The sequence below is a fragment of the Oceanobacillus sp. FSL K6-0251 genome (assembly GCF_038004725.1).
GTDB classification, from domain to species: domain Bacteria; phylum Bacillota; class Bacilli; order Bacillales; family Amphibacillaceae; genus Oceanobacillus; species Oceanobacillus oncorhynchi.
In genome coordinates this window covers 4,699,136-4,715,819 of sequence record NZ_JBBORS010000001.1, presented here as the reverse complement: position 1 = coordinate 4,715,819, position 16,684 = coordinate 4,699,136, and the positions used below count along the sequence as shown (strand labels likewise).

The following is a 16,684-nucleotide window of genomic DNA, read 5'->3' as shown; positions in this document are numbered from 1 at the left end:
GCAAATTTATTGAAAGTTGATTATAATGCTCTTTAACTCTTTGTTTGATGAGATAGCTAATCATCTATATATTCATACATAAAACGAAATTTCATTCAGTGGGAGTTTTTATGGGAGGTTCTCCGTGATAAAACATATTTAGACGAAAATGTTTCACGTGGAACATTTTAAAAGAGGAATCCTGTAAAACTGTATAGACATAGGGGCTGTAAATACTTGTCCTGTTAAATCTCATGAAAATAGGAGGCAGGAAGTGGCTTTATTCGGAACAATTATTAATTTCGCATTTATTATTATTGGAAGCATCATCGGTTTATTTTTTACAAAAATTCCGGAACGGTTTAAAGAGACGGTGATGAACGGGATAGGACTGGCTATTGTTTTAATTGGTCTGCAGATGGCATTGCAGACGGAACAGATTATTGTGGTCTTATTAAGTTTACTATCTGGAGCAATCATTGGAGAAGGGTTAAAGATTGAAGAAGGCTTAAATCGTTTTGGAAAGTGGATTGGCTATCGTTTTGCAGCGAATGAGAATGATACAAGCATCTCGCAAGGGTTTGTAACAGCTTCTCTTATCTTCTGTGTTGGAGCAATGGCAATTATCGGTGCTTTAGACAGCGGCATTCGCGGAGATCATGGTATTTTGATTACCAAAGGAATCATTGATGGATTTACAGCACTTGTGTTAACGACTACCTTAGGCATTGGTGTGATCTTATCAGCCATTCCCGTTGTGCTTTATCAGGGAACGATAACGCTTTTGGCAACCCAAATTGACAAGTGGGTGTCGGCCGCTTTTTTGGATGGATTAATTGTCGAGTTGACTGCAGTCGGCGGTCTGCTTATCCTGGCAATTGGCTTCAATTTATTAAATATCACCAAGATTCGCATCGGGAATTTACTGCCAAGTATTTTGACAGTAGTCCTTGTTTACTATCTTTTTACTTTATTCTAGAACGAAAAAAATCGGGCAGAGAGAGCCCGTTTTTTATGCTTAAATCATATTTTTAACTGTATTTATATGCCGGGAATAAGTTAATTGTCTGTCCACCTGTTTGAGTATGCCTGCTACTTCTAAAGCCATATCCATGACGAGTGACAGGCGGGTATTTTGTAAAACGGTTTGTTCCATAAATCCGCTGACATTGACAACCCCTGTAATGTTCATATTGCCAACCTGAGGGAGCTGTTTGTTTAATGCAAGACCAGGCTTTAAAGGCTTGTTTTCAGCAATTATACTTCCAACAGAGCTGCTTTTGCCCAGGCATGCATCAATGGCAATCAGATAAGGTTTCTCGTGATTTTTATAAATGCTTAAGAGGGATTCTTTCAGGTTAACCGCATGAACCGGCTCATGAATCGTTCCATAAACATGTAAATTTCTGGGACGCATTTCCTCGAAATACATACCAGCGAGCGGGCCTAATGCGTCTCCTGTAGAACGATCAGTACCAATGAAGACAGCGATATAATCAACAGCTTTCAAAGGAAACCAGGGCATGATTTGATTAGATAATGTTTTGGCTATGTCGGGTTCTTGATAATTTGCTCTAAAATGGTTTGATTGTATGCGTAAGCTTGTTTTTAGATTCATAGCAGTTCCTCCAAAATCATATTGTTACAGTATACGGTAATTTACGAAGAACTATACGTATGAATTGGAGGAAATACCATGTGGAGAAGAGGCCTGCAATGGACGGCATTAATCCTTGGTGCAACGATTGGTGCCGGATATGTATCAGGAAGAGAACTGTGGCAATTTTTTGGGCATGAAAGCGGACTGGCTATTGTGTTATTTTCTTTTCTATTTTCATTCTGCTGTTATGTGATTATGGCAATCAGCTACCAAATGAAAAGTGAAAATTATTTACCTGTTTTAGAAATAATTGCTGGAAAAAAGCTGACGAAGGCATTTGACGGATTAATCCTTCTTTATCTGTTCACCACGACGATGATTATGATTGCGGGAAGCGGGGCAACGGGGCAGGTATTTCATTTACCATATCCGGTCGGTATCGGAATTACTGGAATTGTACTTGTATTGTTATTTATTAAGGGAATAAACGGGTTATTGACTTTTAATGAACTTATATTGCCTATTTTGATTGGCGGGCTTTTGTATGTGTTAGCAATGTATGTTTCCAATCAAAATTTACAGCTGTTTGCATATTGGCACCAGCAGCGAAATTGGTTTTCCGCCTTTCCCTTTACAGCATTAAATATTCTTCCGCTGATTGCTATTTTAGGAGCGATTGGAAATAAGGTGAAGGGAAGAGGAGAAATTATTATTTGCTGTATTGGGACAGGGGTGTGCTTAGGAATTGTTTCGTATATTTACAATAGTAGCTTGATTCAAATCGCGGATGAAATTATTCTTTATGAGATTCCCTTATTCGCTATTTTAAAAGAATTTCCATTAGGGATGATTCTATTTATGTCTATCCTTCTTTGGCTGGCAATCTTTACAACGGCCGCTGCAGGGATGCTGGGTATCGCAACCAGGGTGCAGTCATTTTTAAGAGAAGAAAAGCCAATGTACCTGATTGTACTTATTTCGGTATTGCTTATGCTTCCATTAACAGGATTTGGTTTTGCTAATTTGGTGAATTTCCTCTATCCGCTATACGGTATTCTAAATTTATATATTTTAGCCAGACTGTTAACCTATCCGTTATGGAAAAAAACAAAATAATACTTCATTGATGAATAACATGTATATAACTTCTAAATAAAGGACTGTTAAAAAATGAAGGTGTCAGAGAATAGTATAATCCCGATGTCATCTCAATTTATAAATAAAAAACTTGCAAAATATAATATATATATGTTTATATTTTTGCAGATGGGAAAAACATTATGGTAGTATTTTTTAACATCCAATAATAGAAGAACTGTTTTATTAAGAAAGTGAAAGGAGTTATATACGCATGAACTTGAATTTTATAAGTCATCAATTTGACAGGTTATGGGATTATTTCAGCAATCCTGAATTGTGGTTAACCATTTTAGGAGGGGCCATCCGGATTGCTTTAATTCTTCTTATTTCTTGGCTGGTTGTCCGTATCGTGCGGAAAATAGTAGATAAATTATTTGTACAAAGGCAGCATGGGCCAATAAAGATTCCGAAACGCCGGGAAGATACACTGAAGAAATTGATTAAGAGTGTCGTTGCATATGTTGTTTATTTTATGGCACTTGTTATGATATTGGAAGTCTTTAACTTTGAAATTGGACCATTGTTAGCCGGCGCTGGTGTTGCAGGTCTGGCAATCGGTTTTGGGGCACAGAACCTTGTGCGTGATATCATTACTGGCTTCTTTATTATTTTTGAAGATCAATTTTCAGTAGGTGATTATGTGTTAGCTGCTGGAATAGAAGGAACAGTGGAAGAAATTGGACTACGCACGTCAAAAATTGTTTCCTGGACAGGAGAACTGAACATTGTCCCTAACGGAAATATTGATCAGGTAATCAATTATTCATCTCGAAATGGCCTTTCTGTTGTCGATGTAAATGTGCCGTATGAAAGTGATATCGCACATGTAGAACAAATTATTCATGAAGTAGCAGAAACACTGCCGGAAAAATATGATTTTATTTTAGGTGTTCCAGAGATTATCGGTGTTCAAAATCTGGATGTTTCTCATTTCGTTGTTCGTATTATTGCAGAAACAGAGCCGGTCTTCCAATGGGCGGGAGAACGGAATATCCGTAAAGAGATTCAGGACAAGCTATATAAATCCGGGGTTAAAATTCCTTCTCCTCGTATTGTTGCTTATTCCGAGCAGGAAATGGATCAATTAACACAGGAACGTCAAGAACGTCGGCAAAATCGAGGATAATCCTCCTTTAAATTTGCTATAATGTAATGTAAGAAAAGCGCTGCGTTTTCGTTAAAAAGGTTCTTGGAGCCAGACAGCATTATTTCAAAAAAGGAGCAGGAGTTATGGATAAAGAATTTGGTTTGCGTGACGTTGTCCAAATGAAAAAGCCGCATCCATGCGGAGAGAACCGATGGCAAATTATCCGGATGGGGATGGATATCCGGATTAAATGTCTTGGCTGCGGGCATAGTGTGCTTATCCCGAGAAGAGATTTTACGAAGAAGATGAAAAAAGTTCTAGAAAAACACGAAGAATAGTAAAAAATGATTTTACTGATGAAAAGACAAGACAAAAATAAAAAATTCCTTAGAAGAAAACTCAAAATGGGGTCAGACAATGGCCCTGTTTTGAGTTTTCTCATGCTTGTCTTTTTGCAGCGGACTATCTATAATTGGAGTTACGAAAATGTTCATGAACGAATTAAGTCCTTAAGGAGTTGGAAAAAGTAATATGGCATTAACAGCAGGAATTGTCGGCCTTCCAAATGTAGGAAAATCTACCTTATTTAATGCAATCACGCAGGCAGGAGCGGAAGCAGCAAACTACCCATTTGCTACAATTGATCCGAATGTAGGGATTGTGGAGGTTCCAGACGAACGTTTAAATAAATTAACAGAGCTTGTAAAACCAAAGAAAACAGTCCCAACTGCATTTGAATTCACGGATATTGCCGGAATTGTGAAGGGTGCAAGCAAGGGGGAAGGACTAGGAAACCAATTTTTATCTCATATCAGACAGGTAGATGCGATTTGTCAGGTTGTACGCTGCTTTGAAGATGAGAATATTACACATGTTTCCGGAAAGGTCGATCCAATTGATGATATTGAAATCATTAATCTGGAGTTGATTTTAGCAGACTTGGAATCGGTCAATAAACGATTTCAGCGTGTAGAAAAACTGGCGCGTCAAAAGGATAAAGAAGCATTGGCAGAGTATGAGATTTTAAACAAAGTAAAAGAAGGCTTAGAGAACGATCAGCCGGTACGTGCTTTAGAGTTTACAGAGGAGCAGGAGAAAATAGTTAAAGGACTGCATCTGTTAACGAGTAAACCTACCTTATATGTGGCCAATGTAAGCGAAGAAGAGGTAGCAGACTCTGATTCAAATGAAAATGTTCAAAGAGTAAAAGAATATGCAGCCAATGAGAATGCAGAAGTAATTGTGGTCTGCGCACGTATTGAGGAAGAAATAGCTGAATTAGAACCGGAAGAGAAAGAAGAATTCCTGGAGGATTTAGGTATTTCTGAATCTGGTTTGGATCAATTAATTAAAGCATCTTATAATTTACTTGGACTGGCTACATATTTTACAGCCGGTGAACAAGAAGTGCGGGCCTGGACTTTCCGTCAGGGTATCAAAGCACCTCAGGCTGCAGGGATTATCCATACTGATTTTGAACGAGGATTTATTCGTGCAGAGACCGTATCTTATGATGCTTTAGTAGATGCAGGCAATATGGCGACAGCAAGAGAAAGAGGTCAAGTGAGACTGGAAGGAAAAGAATATATTGTTCAAGACGGTGACGTTATTCATTTCCGATTTAATGTGTAAGTGTATTTTCTAATTATAAGCTGGATAACAGTAAATATTTAAAAATAAACGTAATCAGGTTCTCTCGAAGGCTTGTCATAACATAATTTATTTGGTATAATGTCCAAATGTGAGTAATTAAAAAATTATTCCTTGCTCTTATATCTGTGATTCATACGGAGTTGCAGAGAACAGAGCCGCTAAGACCAAAAGGAGGTGTAACGGATGAGAAAATACGAAATTATGTACATCATCCGCCCAGATATCGAGGAGGAAGCACAAACTGCTTTAATCGAGCGTTTTAACAAAATCCTTACTGATAACGGTGCGGAAATCGAAAAAGTTGATGAAAAAGGCAAGAAACGTCTTGCATATGAAATCAATGACTATCGTGATGGCTATTATGTTGTTATCAATTTCCAAGGTGATGAAAATGCAGTAAATGAATTTGACCGCCTAGCGAAATTCAACGATGATATTATTCGCCATATGGCAATTCGAGATGAAAAATAATAAGGAGTGGTTCTGATGTTAAATCGTGTCGTATTAGTTGGCAGATTAACGAGGGATCCTGATTTACGCTATACACCAAGCGGTGTGGCAGTAGCTAATTTTAATATTGCTGTGAACAGACCTTTTTCAAATCAACAGGGAGATCGCGAAGCAGATTTTATTAACTGTGTCGTTTGGCGCAGACCTGCGGAGAACCTGGCGAATTATATGAAAAAAGGAAGTTTGATTGGTGTAGATGGCCGTGTACAGACACGTAATTTTGAAGGCCAGGATGGCAAACGGGTTTATGTAACAGAGATTGTTGCAGATAGTGTTCAATTCTTAGAGACGAAAGGTTCCCAAGGGGGCGGACAGTTTCAATCGGATGGATACCAGAACAACCAAAATAATCAGAACCAATATCAGCAAAATCCATTTTCATCAAATCAAAATCAAGGATTTAATCAAAACCAAAATCAAAATACAAGTCAGGAAGATCCATTTAAAAACAATGGAGAACCAATTGACATATCAGATGATGATTTACCGTTTTAAATCATTTTCACTAAATTAATTTAAAAGGAGTGTATTCACATGGCAGCTCGTCGCGGACGCGCAAAACGTCGTAAGGTGTGTTATTTCACAGCAAATGGAATTACACACATTGACTATAAAGATGTAGATTTGCTAAGACGTTTCGTTTCTGAACGTGGAAAAATTCTTCCTCGTCGTGTAACTGGAACTTCTGCAAAATATCAACGTAAATTGACTATTGCAATTAAACGTGCTCGTCAAATGGCTTTATTGCCTTACGTAACAGACTGATTAAAAAATCCCTCAAGTTTTAATGGACTTGAGGGATTTTTTATGTCTTTAAAAGGGCATAGAAGCCCTTTTGGGGATACTCACGTCATGTACAGGGAGGTAATTTCATCCAGTAGAAGTTTATTAAATAACAAAATAAATACGATTCAGGCAAGCATAGAAATAATAATAATAAAAAAGGGATCTACAGCCTGTCTTTTTTATTTCTCTTCTAGCCTCTCCTCATAAAAAACGCTTCAAGTACAGGCAAATACGTAGCTGTACTTGAAGCGTTTATATGAATTTATGAATCTAATATTATAGAGTAACCACACCAATTAATACAGCAATGACTAATAGAACGATACTGAATCCCCATAACCAGAAGAAAGAGTATTTGATATGTTTCCCCATGTTAGCTGACGCAAGTCCAATTCCTAACCATAATGCAGGAGAGAAAGGACTTACAAATGTTCCAATGATGTTACCAATCATCATAGCGTATGCGGTAGATACAGAAGCAATCCCTTGGGAGCTCGCAATCTCATCAACAATCGGCATCAATGCAAAATAATATGCGTCAGTACTGGTCAGTAAATCTAAAGGAACACCGAAGATACCAACAATAATGTGTACAATAGGAACAACAAATGCTGGCATGATAGCAATTCCGGCAAGTGCAATTTGTTCAAGCATGCCTGATTCGTTCAAGACCCCAAGGAATACTCCGGCAGCTAAAATAACTGCTGCCATCATTAAGGCATTAGGAGCATGGGCTTTGACACGGTTCATTTGATTATCGACGCCCTTGTAATTCAATGGAAGGGCAATCGCTACACCAATCATAAATGCATATTGAGGAGCCAGTAAACTAGCCATCATGGCCCCTAATACCAGAACCGTAAGAACAAGGTTTGCCGCGTTTCTCCATGCTAAATTTCGCGGCTGTTCTTTCGCCTGTGCCATTTCTTCATTTTGTCTTTTCGTAAAATTGTCAGCAATCGCAAGAATATTTACGTTTTCACTTAAGGTGATTTCACCAGCCGCCACTTTTTTACTGATTTTCTTTTTCTCACGAATTCCGAGAAAAGCAGCCAGTACTAAAATTAATACAGCTCCAATTGCCTGTATCGGAATAAGCGGCAGGTAGAAGTCAATCAAATCCATATCAATAACGGTTGCTGAACGTGCAGCAGGCCCGCCCCATGGAATCATATTGATAACACTTGCACTTAAAGCAACTAATAATAATAATAAATAACGGCTCATATGTAGTTCTTTATATAAAGGAAGCAACGCTGGAATACAGAGAAGGAAGGTAGATGCTCCTGCCCCGTCAAGTTGTGCAATCATTCCGATAACCGCGGTTGCCATGGCTACGATGATTACGTTCCCCTTTGTCATTAAAATCATAAAGCGTATGAAAGGATTAAATAAACCACTATCCTGCATAATACCAAAATAGATAATGGCAAAAATAAACATGATTACAACGCCCATTACTTGATCAGAACCAGCTGCTAAAAATCCAGATAGTTCCTCAAAATTAAATCCGGCTATAAATGCTCCTATGATTGGAATGATCGTCATTCCGACAATAGGGCTGATTTTATTTGAGATAAGCAAACCTACAATTGAAAAGATAATAAGCAGTCCAACAATTGTAAGCCAAACAGAAATATCTTCCATAATAAACCCCTTTTCTTTGCAAACGCTTTACAAATTACTAAAAAATGCATAATAACACTATAAAACGTTTACAGATTAATTTCAACAATTTATTTGTTTAAATATGTAGAAAAATGTCATTTAACGGAACCTTTTCTGTGGGTATAAAAATACCATCCGCACCAGCAAAACTACTGGATAAATAAAAAAGATGAATAAAAACCAATCTGGAATGGACCAAATAAACGAGAATAAGGTAAAAATCAGCATCGGAATCGTCAGTGAACAAGCAGTCAACTTCCAAAGTGTGCCGTAATAGAGCTTCCGGTTGGCCAGCCGGACAATCCCTCTGCCGAGATAAGCGATAAATGAAATGACGCCCAGCAGCAGAATAGATAGAATTAAGTAATAAAACATAAAGAAATAAATAAGCTGAAAGATAATATTCATTTCTCCTCCTAAACCGCTCCAGCTTGTTAAACGGGAAATTAGTTCAGGCAGGGATGTCACCATAAATAAAATGAAAAGGTAAATCATAATTTGATCCATCCCGATTCGGTTAATCTGAAACATAGCTTTTTTTTGTGGAAGAAAAAGACTTTCTTTGAGTATTTTTGTGAATTTCATTATTATCATCCTTTATATTGAAGTAGAAAAAGTCTTCTCCTCTAAAAATTATGAGCAAATAAAGAGCTTTATATTGGATTAAGAGAAAATACATACCGTTCAGAAACCAATGGAAAAGATATGATTTAATCTACTTTTAGTTGGCAACACTATTATTATATAGGAGTTAGCTTTTAGTTGGCTAAGAATACAGCGTTATTCGACAAATTTCCCGGGAAATAATATGAAAATTCATTTTCAGTGTAACTTACCCTCATTTAATTGCATACATAGAGCGGTGATACTCCCTGAGCATAGTGAACACCACCGTTACGCCCTCTTTTGAACAAGGTACTATACAAGCCTTTCTGCTAAATTCATGTTATCATAATAGAATATGTGTTGAATTATCATATTGCCATTTAAACCCATAAAAATGGATGTGATTAAACAGGAAAGGATACAGCTAATTGGATTAATTTTGATGTATTTTTTATAGAGGAGAAGAATTTAAAACATCCTCTACTATTATTTAATTTTGTTAGAACGAGGTGCAGTATATGAACCAATCGAGAAAAGTTACCGAAGGAGCATTAATGATTGCCATTGTTATGGTTTTGTTGGTGGCTTCTTTCTTACCGATACTTAGTTTAATCAGCATGTTTGTACTGCCTGTTCCTTTTATATTCTATGTGAAACGGCATGGGGTGAAGGCAGGTCTTATAATGACAGTGGCTGTTGCGATTATATCTACATTGCTGATGTCTATGATGATACTGCCAGGTGTGCTTATTGCTGCAGCAGGTGGTATTTTTATCGGCTATGCCATGTATAAAAGGAATACAGCATATGAAACACTGGCCCAAGGAACATTCGGCTTTATTGTTGGGATGCTTTTGGCTTTTGTTTTTATTCAAATACTGTTGGATGTTAATATTGTATCTGAATACGAAAACATTGTGGAAGACTCTGTCAGTATGAGTGCATCCATGATAGAAAGTGTCAATCCTTCGCTGAACGAAGAAGATATCACCGCATTGCAAGAGACACAAATTAGCCTACTGAAGCAATTAATTCCTACCTTTATGGTTGTATTTGCTCTAGCTACGGCATTTATTACGCAATGGATCAGTTATAAGTTATTAAATCGGATAGAGAAAGAGAAATTTTCTTTTCCGCCATTCCGTGAATTACAATTTCCGGGTGCAATTATTTGGATTTATCTGTTAGCATTAATTTTATCTGTTATCGGTTTTGAAGAAGGAAGCACCATGGAATTTGGAGCGCAGAATTTATTGATGATTGTCGGGATTGCTTTGATGCTGCAAGGATTTTCATTTATTTTTCACTTTGCACATATCAAACGTATAGCCAAAGCAGTTCCTATTTTGATTGTTATTGCAACGATTCTTTTTCCAGGAATTCTTCTTTATTTCATCCGAATCTTAGGTATAATTGATATAGGTTTCCGGTTAAGAGGGCGGTTAAAATAAAAAAGAAGCAGGCTTATAGAGCAACCCGAGATTCCCGCACCGAAAGCCATAAAATAATTGTTCGGTCTAAGAATAAGTACAGGAAAAAAACAGAAAGACTGTTGGACTTTGAAGGAGCTGAATGCCGTGCCAGATTTACAGAATAGACCAACATTAAGCAAGCATGTATGGATAATTTATATCTTTACATTTCTATTGCTTTTATATGTTTGGTACTATCAATGGATAGTTGGCTTAATAATGACAGTTGTCTACGCTGCTTCATTTTACTATAGTATTCGAACGGAAAGAGTGCTTCTGGATGAAGCGGAAGAATATATATCGACGATTTCTCATCGAGTGAAAAAAGTTGGTTCGGAAGCTTTATTAGAGATGCCGTTTGGAATTGTTCTATACAATGATAACTTTCAAATAGAGTGGTCGAACCCATTCATGAATCAGTTTAAAGCAAGCAAGGATACCATTATCGGTGAATCTCTTAATCAGTTATCGGAAGACCTAATCCCGATGATTATAGAGAACCGAGATGAAATATGGGTGGAAATTGGAGATTACACCTTTCTATGTGTGATAAAAAAGGAAGAGAAACTGCTCTATTTCCTTGATCGTACAGAGCATCAAAAACTGAAGGACCGTTACTATAATGAACAAACCGTACTTGCTATTATCTTCTTAGACAATTATGAAGAAATCACTCAAAATATGGATGATACAGCTAAGAGTCAATTGAACTCACAGGTGACGGCTGTTTTGAATAACTGGTCCAGTCATTATGGACTCTACTTGAAACGAACATCACAGGAACGATTTTTAGCTGTTGGGAATCTGGAAATTCTCGAAGAGCTGGAAAAAGTTAAATTCTCTATTTTAGATGAAGTCCGGGAAATGAAAGGATCTGAAAGCAACCCAGTCACATTGAGCATCGGGGTCGGTGCTGGAAACATGACGCTGCCGGAGATTGGTGAAGTAGCCCAGTCCAGCTTAGATTTAGCCTTAGGCCGGGGCGGCGATCAGGTGGCTATTAAGGATGAGAATGGAAAAGTACGTTTTTACGGCGGAAAGACCAATCCGATGGAAAAACGTACCCGTGTACGGGCACGAGTGATATCCCATGCGTTAAAAGAGTTGGTTCGTGCCAGTGATAATGTTATTATTATGGGACATAAATCACCTGATATGGATGCCATTGGTGCAGCTATCGGTGTATTAAATATTGCTAAAACAAATGATGTACCCGGTTATATTGTGTTTGATGAGAATGATGTGGAGACTGGTGTTTCCCGCTTGATAGACCGTATTCGTGAGGATGGAGAGCTTTGGGATCAATTCATCTCACCGGAAGAAGCAGAGGATCTCATGATTGATCAGCAGAGTTTATTGATCATTGTGGATACCCACAAACCGAGCATGGTTGCAGTAGAAAGTTTATTGAACTATACCGATTATAAAATTGTTATCGACCATCATCGCCGGGCAGAGGAATTTGTTGATAATCCTACGCTTGTCTACATGGAGCCTTATGCATCCTCCACAGCAGAGCTTGTGACGGAGCTCCTGGAGTATCAGCCCAAAGGAGTGAAGCTGAAAGTACTGGAAGCTACAGCACTTTTAGCTGGGATTATCGTTGATACGAAAAGTTTTACGCTGCGTACCGGCTCAAGAACATTTGATGCGGCTTCGTATTTAAGGTCACAAGGCGCTGACACAGTATTAGTCCAGCATTTACTCAAAGATGACTTAGAGGTATTTATCGAACGCAGCAATATTATTGAAAGAACACAAATTTATAATGACTATATTGCGATTGCGACAGCGCCGAGCGGAAGAGCATATAACCCTGTGCTGATTGCGCAAGCAGCGGATACCTTACTGTCTATGGTAGGTATCACGGCTTCCTTTGTTATTTCGGAAAGAGCAGACGGCAGAATCGGAGTCAGTGCACGGTCGCTGGGGGATGTCAATGTACAGGTCATCATGGAACAAATGAATGGCGGCGGACATTTAACCAATGCAGCAACGCAAATAGAAGACAAAACCATTGAGGAAGTCAAAGAAATGCTTGTTGAGATTATTGATGAGCTGGAGTATAGAAAAGGGAGAGATTCAGAATGAAAGTTATTTTCTTAAAAGATGTTAAAGGGAAAGCAAAAAAAGGCGAAGTGAAAAATGTTCCTGACGGCTATGCCCGTAACTTCCTGTTCAAAAATAAACTGGCAGAAGAAGCTACTTCCGGGAATCTGAAAGCACTTGATGCGAAAAAGAAAAAACAAGATCAATTAGAAATAGAAGAAAAAGAAAATGCCATTCAATTAAAAGACAAACTTGCTGATTTAACGGTTGAGCTGGAAGCAAAATCTGGAGAAAATGGACGTTTATTCGGTTCCATAACCAGTAAACAGATTTCAGAAGGATTAAATAAACAGCATGGCTATAAAATCGATAAGCGCAAGCTAGAATTAGATGAGCCAATCCGTGCGTTGGGTTACACAAATGTTCCCGTTAAATTACATCCGGAAGTATCTGGCTCTGTAAAGGTTCATGTAAAAGAAAAATAAATAGGATGACATTCGGAAATAAACAGAGGAAAAAGAAATTGGCAGAAAAATTGTGTGCCGATTTCTTTTTTCACTTAACTAGAATACGGAGGAGAGGTAATGAGTGCGTCTTTGAATGATCGTACACCACCGCATAATTTAGAAGCAGAGCAATCTGTTTTAGGCGCTGTTTTTTTGGAGCCGACCGCCTTTGTACAGGCTTCGGAAATTTTGATACCAGAAGATTTCTACCGTGCGAGCCATCAGCTTATTTTTACAGCGATGATGACCTTGTCTGAGCGCGGGGAACCGATTGATGTTGTAACAGTTACCACGTTTTTAAATGACCGGAAACAGCTGGAGGAAGCAGGCGGTGTCTCCTACTTAACAGAACTGGCAGAAAGTGTGCCGACTGCAGCTAACGTAGAGTATTACAGCAGAATTGTAGAAGAAAAATCAACCCTGCGCAGCTTGATTCGAAAAGCAACAGACATTGTGACGGCCTCTTTTGAAAAAGAAGATGAGGTTGAAGATGTTTTAAATGATGCAGAAAAAAGTATCCTGGAGGTTTCTGGACGAAAAAATTCAGGAGCTTTCAAAAATATAAAAGATGTCTTGATTGATGTATATGATAATATTGAACAGCTTCACCAGCAAAAAGGTGATGTAACAGGCGTTCCAACGGGTTTCTTGGACTTAGACCGCATTACATCAGGCTTTCAGCGGAACGATTTGATTATTATTGCGGCGCGTCCTTCCGTAGGGAAAACAGCCTTTGCATTAAACGTAGCGCAAAACGTTGCCGTAAAAACAGATGAAAATGTAGCTATTTTCAGTCTCGAGATGGGCGCGGATCAGCTCGTTCAGCGTATGCTTTGTGCGGAAGGAAATATTGACGCGCAGCGTTTAAGAAACGGACAGCTGCAAGCAGATGACTGGAGTAAGCTGACGATGTCGATGGGGTCCCTGTCGAATGCAGGAATTTATATTGATGATACGCCAGGCGTACGTGTCAATGAAATTCGTTCCAAGTGCCGGCGCCTGAAGCAGGAGCATGGGCTTGGGATGATTCTGATTGATTATCTGCAGCTTATCCAGGGAAGCGGCAGCTCGAAGGAAAACCGTCAGCAGGAGGTTTCCGAGATTTCCCGTGCGCTAAAAGCATTGGCCAGGGAGCTGGAAGTGCCATTGATTGCATTATCTCAGCTCTCCCGTGGTGTGGAGTCCAGGCAGGACAAGCGCCCAATGATGTCGGATATCCGTGAATCAGGAAGTATTGAGCAGGATGCGGATATTGTAGGTTTCTTATATCGTGATGATTATTATGATAAAGAGACAGAGAAAGAGAATATTATTGAGATTATTATTGCGAAGCAGCGTAATGGTCCAACAGGAACCGTAGAGCTAGCCTTTGTAAAAGAATATAATAAATTCGTGGACTTAGATCATCGTTATGGAGAGGGAGATATTCCGCCGGCGATGTAGATAATAGAGGTACTTTTGATTTTTCATATGAGAAAGTCTATTTCTGTGTCACTTAGATGAGACTGTTGAACGTATAATGGTCCAATAATGAATACTAGTGTGGGAAGAGGTGTCTTGTAAGATAGGCATCTCTTTTTTGTTTTATGAAAGGAAAATAGTAGTGCTTTCAGATGAATCGACAAAATAAGACAATGGAACTAGATTATTTTACAAGAAGTTAACAAATTAAAAAGAGTATAATGAGTGATTCTATGTTCTATGTAAAGCTATAAAAGACTGATATAGAGGGGAACAGACAGGTATTTCTTTTCTGCTGGTAAATAGAGTGTAAGTGCTGGGATACAAATAGATTACAGTTATATTAAGATATTTCAAAATTTTAGTAAATTAATACTATTATTGAATTTATCTGGGAGATAGATTAGAATAGAGTAGTAAGACAAATATATTCTAATTTGAGGGGAGTACGAATATGAAATTGTCAAAAAAGTCTTTATTATTGCTAATTTTCGGTCTTTTACTTAGCGTTGTTTTGGTAGCGTGTGCAAGCGAACCAGATGAAGGCGGTAACAGTGATTCGGATGGAGATGGAGAAGGCACTTCCGAAGAAGCTGCTGAGGGCGGCGAGCTTGTTATTGCCAACCAGTCAGATGTTGTTTCAATGGACCCGGCAGGTTCAAACGATACACCATCTAGTAACGTACAGGCAAATATCTTTGAAACACTTGTAACTTTAGATGAAAATATGGAATTACAGCCTGGTCTTGCTACAGAGTGGGAAGCAGTAGAAGATAATGTCTGGGAGTTCAAATTACGTGATGATGTAACTTTCCATGATGGCTCGGAATTTAATGCGGAAGTAGTAAAAGCAAATATTGAACGTATTTTAGATGAAGATGTAGCTTCTCAGCGTTACTTCCTTTATGAAATGGTAGAGGATATAGAAGTAGTGGATGATTATACTGTACGTTTTACGACAGAATATCCATTTGCGCCATTCCCTGCACATATTGCACATAATGGCGGTGGAATGACATCGCTTGAAGTAATTGAGGCAGACTATGAAGCAATGGAAAATGGAGAAGAACCGGGAAGCTATATTAATGAGAACCCGATTGGTACAGGTTTCTTTAAATTTGATTCATGGAATTCAGGTTCCGAAGTTCGTTTAGTGAAAAACGAAGATTATTGGGGAGAGCCGGCTCACCTTGATTCCGTTGTATTTAAGGTTGTAAGTGAAGCGAATACGCGAGTAGCTGAGCTTGAAACTGGAGATTCACATATTATTGATCCTCTGGGACCAAGTAATATGGCTCAGGTTGAAAATTCAGAAGGAATCCATGTAGCACCGCAAGAAAGTGTCAGCGTATCTTATATTGGATTTAACGTAGAAAAAGAACCATTTGATGATCCGAATGTGCGTCAAGCAATCAATATGGCAATTGATAAAAGCCAGATTATTGATGGTATTTACGAAGGAGTTGGAATCCCGGCTGTTGGGCCATTAGCACCGGCAGTATATGGTTATGACGAGGATGCACCTGGTTTAGAATATGATTTAGAAGAAGCGAAGCAATTGTTAGCAGATGCGGGCTATGAAGATGGCTTCTCGACAACGCTTTGGACAAATGATACACAAGAGCGTATAGATGCTGCTACCAATGTTCAAGCTCAATTACAAGAATTGAATATTGATGTAGAGGTTGAAGTACTTGAATGGGGCACGTATTTAGAAAGAACAGCTCAAGGAGATCATGATATGTTTGTACTTGGCTGGTCTACTGTAACTGGGGACGCAGATTATGGATTATATCCATTATTCCATTCGGAAAATATCGGTGAGCCTGGTAACCGTTCTTTCTTACAAGATGAGGAATTAGATGAAATGCTTGAAGCTGCCCGCCGTGAAGGAGACGAAGAGACACGTCTGCAGCTTTACAGCGATATCCAGACAGAACTTACAGAGCTTGCTCCAATGCTTTATCTGCACCATCAAGAATTCTTGCTTGGTGTGAATGATAATGTACAAGGCTTAACGCAATCGCCAACTGGAATACTTCAATTACATGATGTATCTTTAAATCAATAATGAAATGAATAAACAGCTGCTTTTCTGATAGAGATAAGCAGCTGTTTTTTGTACATAAAAAAAGTCACATGATTCATATCATGTGACTTTTACGAT

General features: G+C 38.4%; 16 protein-coding genes. 13 read left to right on the top strand and 3 right to left on the bottom strand.

All coding sequences use genetic code 11. The features are described from left to right. Positions 1-253 precede the first annotated feature (253 nt). A complete protein-coding gene (locus MKY45_RS22870) occupies positions 254-958 on the top strand; it encodes a DUF554 domain-containing protein (RefSeq protein ID WP_042528678.1) in 705 nt (234 codons plus the stop codon). 39 nt (positions 959-997) lie between these two features. On the opposite strand, the gene yyaC is transcribed toward MKY45_RS22870, so the two are convergent. Beyond that, positions 998-1,597 (bottom strand): spore protease YyaC, encoded by a 600-nt coding sequence (gene yyaC, locus MKY45_RS22865; protein ID WP_042528680.1) that lies wholly within the window; start codon positions 1,595-1,597, stop codon positions 998-1,000. A 78-nt stretch (positions 1,598-1,675) separates the two neighbouring features. On the opposite strand from yyaC, the gene MKY45_RS22860 reads away from it, so the two are divergent. The 7 genes from MKY45_RS22860 to rpsR all read left to right on the top strand — a co-directional run bounded on the left by MKY45_RS22860 (position 1,676) and on the right by rpsR (position 6,734). Beyond that, positions 1,676-2,695 (top strand): YkvI family membrane protein, encoded by a 1,020-nt coding sequence (locus tag MKY45_RS22860; RefSeq protein WP_193063761.1) that lies wholly within the window; start codon positions 1,676-1,678, stop codon positions 2,693-2,695. A gap of 235 nt (positions 2,696-2,930) precedes the next feature. Next, on the top strand, positions 2,931-3,845 hold the full coding sequence (locus MKY45_RS22855) for a mechanosensitive ion channel family protein (protein WP_256705440.1): 915 nt from the start codon (positions 2,931-2,933) through the stop codon (positions 3,843-3,845). Positions 3,846-3,949: 104 nt separating this feature from the next. Further along, complete coding sequence (locus MKY45_RS22850; RefSeq protein ID WP_256705439.1) at positions 3,950-4,144, top strand: DUF951 domain-containing protein; 195 nt, start codon at positions 3,950-3,952, stop codon at positions 4,142-4,144. A 193-nt stretch (positions 4,145-4,337) separates the two neighbouring features. Next, positions 4,338-5,438 (top strand): redox-regulated ATPase YchF, encoded by a 1,101-nt coding sequence (gene ychF, locus MKY45_RS22845; protein ID WP_042528690.1) that lies wholly within the window; start codon positions 4,338-4,340, stop codon positions 5,436-5,438. A 204-nt stretch (positions 5,439-5,642) separates the two neighbouring features. Then, the gene (gene rpsF / locus MKY45_RS22840; protein ID WP_042528692.1) at positions 5,643-5,930 is read left to right on the top strand and encodes a 30S ribosomal protein S6; all 288 of its coding nucleotides are present in this window, start codon (positions 5,643-5,645) and stop codon (positions 5,928-5,930) included. Between the two features lie 15 nt (positions 5,931-5,945). Beyond that, positions 5,946-6,464, top strand: a complete 519-nt coding sequence (ssb, locus tag MKY45_RS22835; protein ID WP_042528694.1) for a single-stranded DNA-binding protein — start codon at positions 5,946-5,948, stop codon at positions 6,462-6,464. Between the two features lie 39 nt (positions 6,465-6,503). Continuing rightward, complete coding sequence (rpsR, locus tag MKY45_RS22830; protein WP_042528696.1) at positions 6,504-6,734, top strand: 30S ribosomal protein S18; 231 nt, start codon at positions 6,504-6,506, stop codon at positions 6,732-6,734. A gap of 297 nt (positions 6,735-7,031) precedes the next feature. Here rpsR and MKY45_RS22825 read toward each other — a convergent pair whose 3' ends face one another. Together MKY45_RS22825 and MKY45_RS22820 are read right to left on the bottom strand one after the other, a co-directional pair. Continuing rightward, a complete protein-coding gene (locus tag MKY45_RS22825) occupies positions 7,032-8,402 on the bottom strand; it encodes a CitMHS family transporter (RefSeq protein WP_341173454.1) in 1,371 nt (456 codons plus the stop codon). A gap of 120 nt (positions 8,403-8,522) precedes the next feature. Continuing rightward, the gene (locus MKY45_RS22820; protein WP_193063757.1) at positions 8,523-9,008 is read right to left on the bottom strand and encodes a DUF1189 family protein; all 486 of its coding nucleotides are present in this window, start codon (positions 9,006-9,008) and stop codon (positions 8,523-8,525) included. A gap of 539 nt (positions 9,009-9,547) precedes the next feature. On the opposite strand from MKY45_RS22820, the gene MKY45_RS22815 reads away from it, so the two are divergent. The 5 genes from MKY45_RS22815 (at position 9,548) to MKY45_RS22795 (ending at position 16,588) form a co-directional block, all read left to right on the top strand. After that, a complete protein-coding gene (locus MKY45_RS22815) occupies positions 9,548-10,480 on the top strand; it encodes a YybS family protein (protein WP_341173453.1) in 933 nt (310 codons plus the stop codon). A 126-nt stretch (positions 10,481-10,606) separates the two neighbouring features. Further along, a complete protein-coding gene (locus tag MKY45_RS22810) occupies positions 10,607-12,592 on the top strand; it encodes a DHH family phosphoesterase (RefSeq protein ID WP_341173452.1) in 1,986 nt (661 codons plus the stop codon). After that, positions 12,589-13,035, top strand: a complete 447-nt coding sequence (gene rplI / locus MKY45_RS22805) for a 50S ribosomal protein L9 (RefSeq protein ID WP_042528708.1) — start codon at positions 12,589-12,591, stop codon at positions 13,033-13,035. Before MKY45_RS22810 ends, rplI begins: the two co-directional genes overlap by 4 nt. Before the next feature lie 99 nt (positions 13,036-13,134). After that, positions 13,135-14,499, top strand: a complete 1,365-nt coding sequence (dnaB, locus tag MKY45_RS22800; protein ID WP_042528710.1) for a replicative DNA helicase — start codon at positions 13,135-13,137, stop codon at positions 14,497-14,499. A gap of 472 nt (positions 14,500-14,971) precedes the next feature. Continuing rightward, complete coding sequence (locus MKY45_RS22795) at positions 14,972-16,588, top strand: glutathione ABC transporter substrate-binding protein (RefSeq protein ID WP_193063755.1); 1,617 nt, start codon at positions 14,972-14,974, stop codon at positions 16,586-16,588. Positions 16,589-16,684: the final 96 nt, after the last annotated feature.